Source organism: Prauserella rugosa, from assembly GCF_000719975.1.
GTDB lineage: Bacteria > Actinomycetota > Actinomycetes > Mycobacteriales > Pseudonocardiaceae > Prauserella > Prauserella rugosa.
On the sequence record NZ_JOIJ01000044.1, the window covers coordinates 1 to 5,552 of the forward strand.

General features: G+C 67.9%; 6 protein-coding genes. 4 read left to right on the forward strand and 2 right to left on the reverse strand.

The features are described 5' to 3' along the window. Positions 1-188: 188 nt before the first annotated feature. The gene (locus IF64_RS28100) at positions 189-314 is read right to left on the reverse strand and encodes a hypothetical protein (protein WP_281292291.1); all 126 of its coding nucleotides are present in this window, start codon (positions 312-314) and stop codon (positions 189-191) included. Positions 315-493: 179 nt separating this feature from the next. After that, on the reverse strand, positions 494-1,447 hold the full coding sequence (locus IF64_RS0124760; RefSeq protein ID WP_051758144.1) for a LysR family transcriptional regulator: 954 nt from the start codon (positions 1,445-1,447) through the stop codon (positions 494-496). 111 nt (positions 1,448-1,558) lie between these two features. Between IF64_RS0124760 and IF64_RS25790 the strand changes: the two genes are divergently transcribed. The 4 genes from IF64_RS25790 to IF64_RS0124780 all read left to right on the forward strand — a co-directional run bounded on the left by IF64_RS25790 (position 1,559) and on the right by IF64_RS0124780 (position 5,393). Next, positions 1,559-2,209, forward strand: a complete 651-nt coding sequence (locus IF64_RS25790; protein ID WP_051758145.1) for a flavin reductase family protein — start codon at positions 1,559-1,561, stop codon at positions 2,207-2,209. A gap of 99 nt (positions 2,210-2,308) precedes the next feature. Further along, on the forward strand, positions 2,309-3,610 hold the full coding sequence (locus IF64_RS0124770) for an LLM class flavin-dependent oxidoreductase (RefSeq protein ID WP_051758146.1): 1,302 nt from the start codon (positions 2,309-2,311) through the stop codon (positions 3,608-3,610). Then, complete coding sequence (locus IF64_RS0124775) at positions 3,607-4,425, forward strand: alpha/beta fold hydrolase (protein ID WP_030534585.1); 819 nt, start codon at positions 3,607-3,609, stop codon at positions 4,423-4,425. The genes IF64_RS0124770 and IF64_RS0124775 overlap by 4 nt, the downstream gene beginning before the upstream one ends. 146 nt (positions 4,426-4,571) lie before the next feature. Continuing rightward, a complete protein-coding gene (locus IF64_RS0124780) occupies positions 4,572-5,393 on the forward strand; it encodes a hypothetical protein (RefSeq protein ID WP_051758147.1) in 822 nt (273 codons plus the stop codon). Positions 5,394-5,552 lie beyond the last annotated feature (159 nt).

Below are 5,552 nucleotides of genomic sequence, written 5' to 3' on the forward strand. Positions count from 1 at the left end.
ACATCCCGAGGGGCACCACCCCGACCCTGGACGACGTCGAACTCGACGAGCGGTTCGATCAGGTGCTGCAACTGCGCCGGGAAACCGTGGGGTTGCTCGAACTCTCCTTGCGCCCCGAACGCAACCCGATCATCGACCATGTGTTCGATGCTAGTGCGGTGGTTATGGTGGCCGCCACGGCCGCAGCGTCACAGGGTGTCGCCGTCCTGTACGGCGGCTTGCAAACCCAGCAGCAGCGAGCGGCGGTCCGGGATCAGCCGGTTCACCGTGGTCGGTGTGTCGGGTCCCGGAGGCGGTGCCGGCGGTTCGGTCACTGCCGCCCCTTCCTGGATGCGGGTGATCGTCCGGCGCGGCTCTGCGCGTGTTGTGACGGTAGCGACCGGCACCGACCAGAACGGCGCGCACGACGTCCGGTTCCATTCGTGATTCGACCGGGCAGGTCGCGCGCCTCGTGGGCGTCACGCGCGGTAGCTGACCGGCGAGCGCGCCGCGGTCAGACCCCGATGGTCGGCCGGTCGTCGTCGGTGATCTCTGGCGCGGTCGGTGTCTCCACGGCGTCGCGACTCCGAACGACCGTGCGGGCGGTCTCGAGGAATCGGCGGACGAGGGGGGAGACTGCGGTGTCGCGGTAGGCGAGGGCGAGGGCCGTGCTGAGCTGCGGTGACCCGAGTGGCCGGAACGTCGCGTCGTTGACCTTCAGGTGGCGGAGAGAGGCCGGGACAAGGGCGACGCCCATGTCGGCGGCGACGAGCGCGACGAGCGCTGCGCTGTCGGTGACGGTCTGGCGGATCTTCGGCGTGAAGCCGGCGGTGCGGCATGCCGAGATCATGATCGAGTACATGGTCGACGGCGGATGGTCCGGGTAGGAGATGAACCAGTCATCACGAAGATCGGCGAGGTCGATCTCGCTCTTGACGGTGGCCGGGTGACGGCTGGCCAGCAGGGCGACGACTCGTTCGTTCCGGATGGCCTCGACGGCCAGCCCGGACACGGCGACCGGCGGCCGGAGTACCCCGACGTCGAGGCGGCCGTCGAGGAGCTGCTCGACCTGGGCTGGGGTCACCATGTCGCTCTGGACGCGCAGGGCCACGTCGGGGTGTCGGTCTCCGTAGGCGCGCACCAGCGTCGGGAGTAGTTCGTAGGTAGCTGATCCGGTGAAGCCGAGGCTGAGTGCTCCGAGTTCGCCTCGGTCGGCCTTGCGCGCCTCTTCTGCTGCCTCGTCGCTCTCGGTGAGCAGGCGGTTGGCCCGCTCGTAGAAGACCGTGCCTGGGTAGGTGAGGGCGACCGAGCGCGTGGTTCGGGTGAACAGCTCGACGCCGAGCTCGCGTTCGAGCTGGCGGATCTGTTTGGACAGCGGGGACTGGGCGATGTTCAGGCGGTTCGCGGCGTGGGTGAAGCTGCGCTCGTCGGCGACGGCGACGAAGTAGCGCAGGTGCCGCAGCTCCATATCCGGCCTCCGGTATTCCGCTGAGGTCTGAGTCCAGGCATTCCTAGTCTTTCACAAACTACTATCTCGCGTGCCACGGTGTGCTCCATCACCGAAGAGAGGGGTTGCACTGTGGCGACCATCCACTCGGAGTCCGACTCCCAAGAACCCGTCGCGGCGGTACTGGCGGCGCGGGGCGGTCAGCAGGCGTGCACTGCTCTCGATCCGCGTGCGTTGCGGCGCTGCTTCGGCCGGTTCACGACTGGCGTGACGGTGGTGACCTATCGCAGCGGCGACGAGGTGCGAGGAGTGACGGTCAACTCGTTCACGTCGGTATCCATCAATCCGCCGCTGGTGCTGGTGTCGCTGTCGCGGACCACGCACGCCTACGAGGCGATGCAAGGCCATCCGTTCGCGATCAACGTCCTGCGATCGGACCAGATGGATGTCGCGATGCAGTTCGCCGGTCGGGCCCGCGAGGACTTCAAACTCGACTGGGCGTCCGTGTCCGGCCCTGACGATCCGCCGAGCCTGGCGCGGGCAGTGGGGGTGTTTAAGTGCACGCCCTGGCAGCGCTACGACGGTGGCGACCACGTCCTGGAGGTCGGCCAGGTGACCAGCTTCGAGCACCGCACTGGTGACCCGCTGGTGTTCAGCGACGGCAAGTTCGTCTCGACCGGGCTGCCGCTGTTCGACGGCCCGATGGTGTTCAGCCTCGACGGGCCGCCGGAACCGGGGTGGGTGGCCGCTGCCCAGCGCTTCCACCACCTCGCCGACCAGTAGCTGGCTCTCTGCCACCAACAGTTCCCTGCCGAGATCCGCCAGACCTGTTGTCCCGGGCGTCATCGACATGACCAGAAAGTCCCCAGTTGAGGAGGATCAGTGAAGATCACCTTGTTCGAGCAGGCTCCGTACCGGTACCTGCCCGACGACTTCGAGCAGCACTACGATTCGGTGTGCAGCACCCCGTACTCAGTCGCCAACCGTGAGGGGGTCTACTCCTCGATCCGCGACTTCATGGACGAGCTGATGCTCGGCGCACGCGCCGGCTTCGACGGGATCGCTATCACCGAACACGGCCAGTCCAGCTACGACATGGTCCCGAACCCGGATCTGGTCGCCAGCGCGCTGGCCTACCAGACCGAGGCCGAGGGCCTCGACGTGGCGATCTTCCCGATGGGCCGCTCGCTGGGCAAGGCGCGCGAGCCGGTGCGAGTGGCCGAGGAGTACGCGATGATCGACGTGCTCTCCGGTGGCCGGCTGGTCGCCGGTTTCCCGATCGGCCTGCACTACGACGCCAGCATCAACAACGGGGTCCCACCGATCGAGATCCGCCCGCGGTTCGACGAGAACCTGGAACTGCTGCTGCGGGCGTGGTCGGAGGACAAGCCGTTCGCGCACAACGGGCGGTTTAGCCAGTACCCCCAGGTCAACATCTGGCCGCGACCCCTGCAGCCGTCGCCGCCCGTGTGGATCACCGGTATCGGCAACCCGCGCACGATGCAGATGACCCTCGAGCGCGGGTTCGGCTTCAACTACCTGTCCTGGTTCGGCGCGAAGCTGACCGGCAAGCGGATCTTCGACCGCTTCTGGGAGATCGCCGATCAGGTCGGCGTTCCGCGCAACCCCTACCGGCTCGGGTTCCTCCAGACCATCGCGGTCGCCGAGACCGACGAGCGGGCCGAGCAGGAGTACGCCAAGCACCTGGAGTACGGCTTCCGCAAGGGCCTCGGCTCGATCCCGATGGAGAAGCTCAGCCTGCCCGGCGGCATCGACATCCGCGGTGTCCAGGCACTGGTCAAGGACCCGGGCGACTTTGGCCTCTACAACCAGATGCGCAACGCGTCGTTCCGCGACCTGGTCGATGCTGGTGTCGTGATCTGCGGAAGCCCCGCCACCGTGCGCGAGCAGCTCCGCGAGTACTGCCAGCAGTACGGCATCGGCACCCTGCACGCGATGCTCGGATTCGGGTCCCTGCCGCGTGATCTTGCCATGAAGAACATCGGCCTGTTCGCCGAGGAAGTCGCCCCGTATCTGCGGAATCTGTGGGCCGACAGCGGCTACAAGCACCACTGGTGGCCCGAGAAGCTCGGCGGCGACCCCACACCCGTGACCTCCGGCACCTCGGCCACCGAGGGCGCCCCGACCCCCGCAACCTCCAACCAGATGGCGGTGACCCGATGACGACGACGGCAACCGAACCCTCGATCACCGAGGAGGTCGTTCCGGTCTGGAACGGGCGCCTCAACATCCGGGTCAAGGTGGCCGGCGCCGGCGCGCCGCTGCTCTACCTGCACCCGGCAGCCGGCCTGGCCTGGGACCCGTTCCTGTCCCAACTGGCGCAGAACTTCACCGTCTACGCGCCCGAGTTCCCCGGCACCAGCGTCGGCGACCCCTACGCGATCCACGCCGTCGACCACCTCTCCGACGTCGTGCTCATCTACGAGGAGGTCGTGCGCACCCTTGGATTGCGGAACCCTGTCGTGGTCGGGCAGTCGTTCGGCGGGATGATCGGCGCGGAGCTCTGCGCCGCCTACCCCGAACTGGCGTCCAAGGTGATCCTGCTCGACCCGATCGGGCTGTGGCGCGACGACCTCCCAATCGCGAACTGGATCGCCACACCGTCCGACCAGCTGCCGGCGCTGTTGTTCCACGACCCGAGCGCTCCCGGACCGCAGGCCATGCTCGCCATGCCGGAGGATCCCGACACGGCCGCGGCCGCCGTGGCCGGAATGGTGTGGGCCTTCGGAGCCACCGGCAAGTTCGCCTGGCCCATCCCGGACCGCGGCCTCCGCGCGCGGCTGCACCGGCTGACGGCCCCGGTGCTGCTGGTATGGGGCCGTGAGGACGCCCTCGCCCCGGTTGGCTACCTCGACGAGTGGCGCTCCGAGCTGTCCGACAGCCAGGGCGTGATCATCGACAACAGCGGCCACATCCCACAGGTCGAGCAACTTGACCAGACCTTGGCAGCTGTGCAGGAGTTCCTCGGCACACCCTGATCCCCGTCACCCCAGGGCGCTGGGCCGGCGGCTCGACCAACAGTAGGCCGGGCCGTCGGTGGCGGTCCCACGCCCGCTCCACCCAGCACTCCACGTCCCAGTTCTGTCCTGAAGCGACTGCTGTCCCCACGTATCGGAGTCCGGTCATGACCGCCGCCCTATTCCGCCGCACCGACGAACCGAATGCGCGGGCGAGCATCCCGCTCTGGCGCGGCGTGGACCAGGTACCCGCCACGTTCGGGCCGTGTGTGGTCATGGTGGGTGTCTTCGACGGATTGCACCGCGGCCACCGACGTCTGGTCGATCATGCCCGATCCATCAGCCACGACCGAGGGCTACCGCTGCTTCTGGTCACCTTCGACCCGCACCCTGCGCGAGTACTCGGGATCGACCGGGACACCTCCGCCCTGAGCACCATCGCCTACCGTGCGGAGCTCGCCGCCGACGCCGGCGTCGATGCAGTCTGCGCGTTGCGCTTCACGCGCGAACTCGCCTCCTGGACCCCAGCCGAGTTCGCCCGCGAGGTTCTTGCAGACGGCCTGAGGGCGGCTGCCGTCGTCGTCGGCGCCAACTTCACCTTCGGCGCCCGGGGCGCCGGAACCGTCGACACCCTGAACGAGCTCGGTCGTGACCTCGGGTTCACCACCCACGGCGTCCCGCTGCTCCAAGTAGTCGACACGCCGTGCTCCTCGACCTACACCCGACGATGTCTGCGGGTTGGCGACCTTGCCGGCGCCGCCCGTGCCCTCGGACGGCCCCACCGCGTCGATGGCCACCGCCTCGGTGACGTCGTACTACTCGCTGACTACACGGCACTGCCTCCGACCGGCCGCTACCGCGCACTGGTCGACGACCGTGAAGGACTCGTCGAGATCGACGCGGACGGCCGGCTCCGGATTCTCGCCGGTGATCCCTCACCGGCGGGCCGTCCGGTCACAGTCGCCTTCCTCGAACACAACGAGTGTTGACGCAGCTCGGCATGTTCGAGCAAGACAGCCTGACAGCGGTGGCTGGAACTCACGGCTGAGCGGGTGATAATCCGCTGTATCGCGGGTGGCGGGCGTGCTACACTGGAGCCACTACATCCCCCACGCCTATCCCTGGAAGCGCAAATTGGGGGATTTTCT

Excerpts from the sequence above, each read along its gene's own strand:
- IF64_RS0124760 (WP_051758144.1), bottom strand. The coding sequence starts at position 1,447 with ATGGAGCTGCGGCACCTGCGCTACTTCGTCGCCGTCGCCGACGAGCGC.
- IF64_RS0124775 (WP_030534585.1), top strand. The coding sequence starts at position 3,607 with ATGACGACGACGGCAACCGAACCCTCGATCACCGAGGAGGTCGTTCCG.
- IF64_RS0124780 (WP_051758147.1), top strand. The coding sequence starts at position 4,572 with ATGACCGCCGCCCTATTCCGCCGCACCGACGAACCGAATGCGCGGGCG.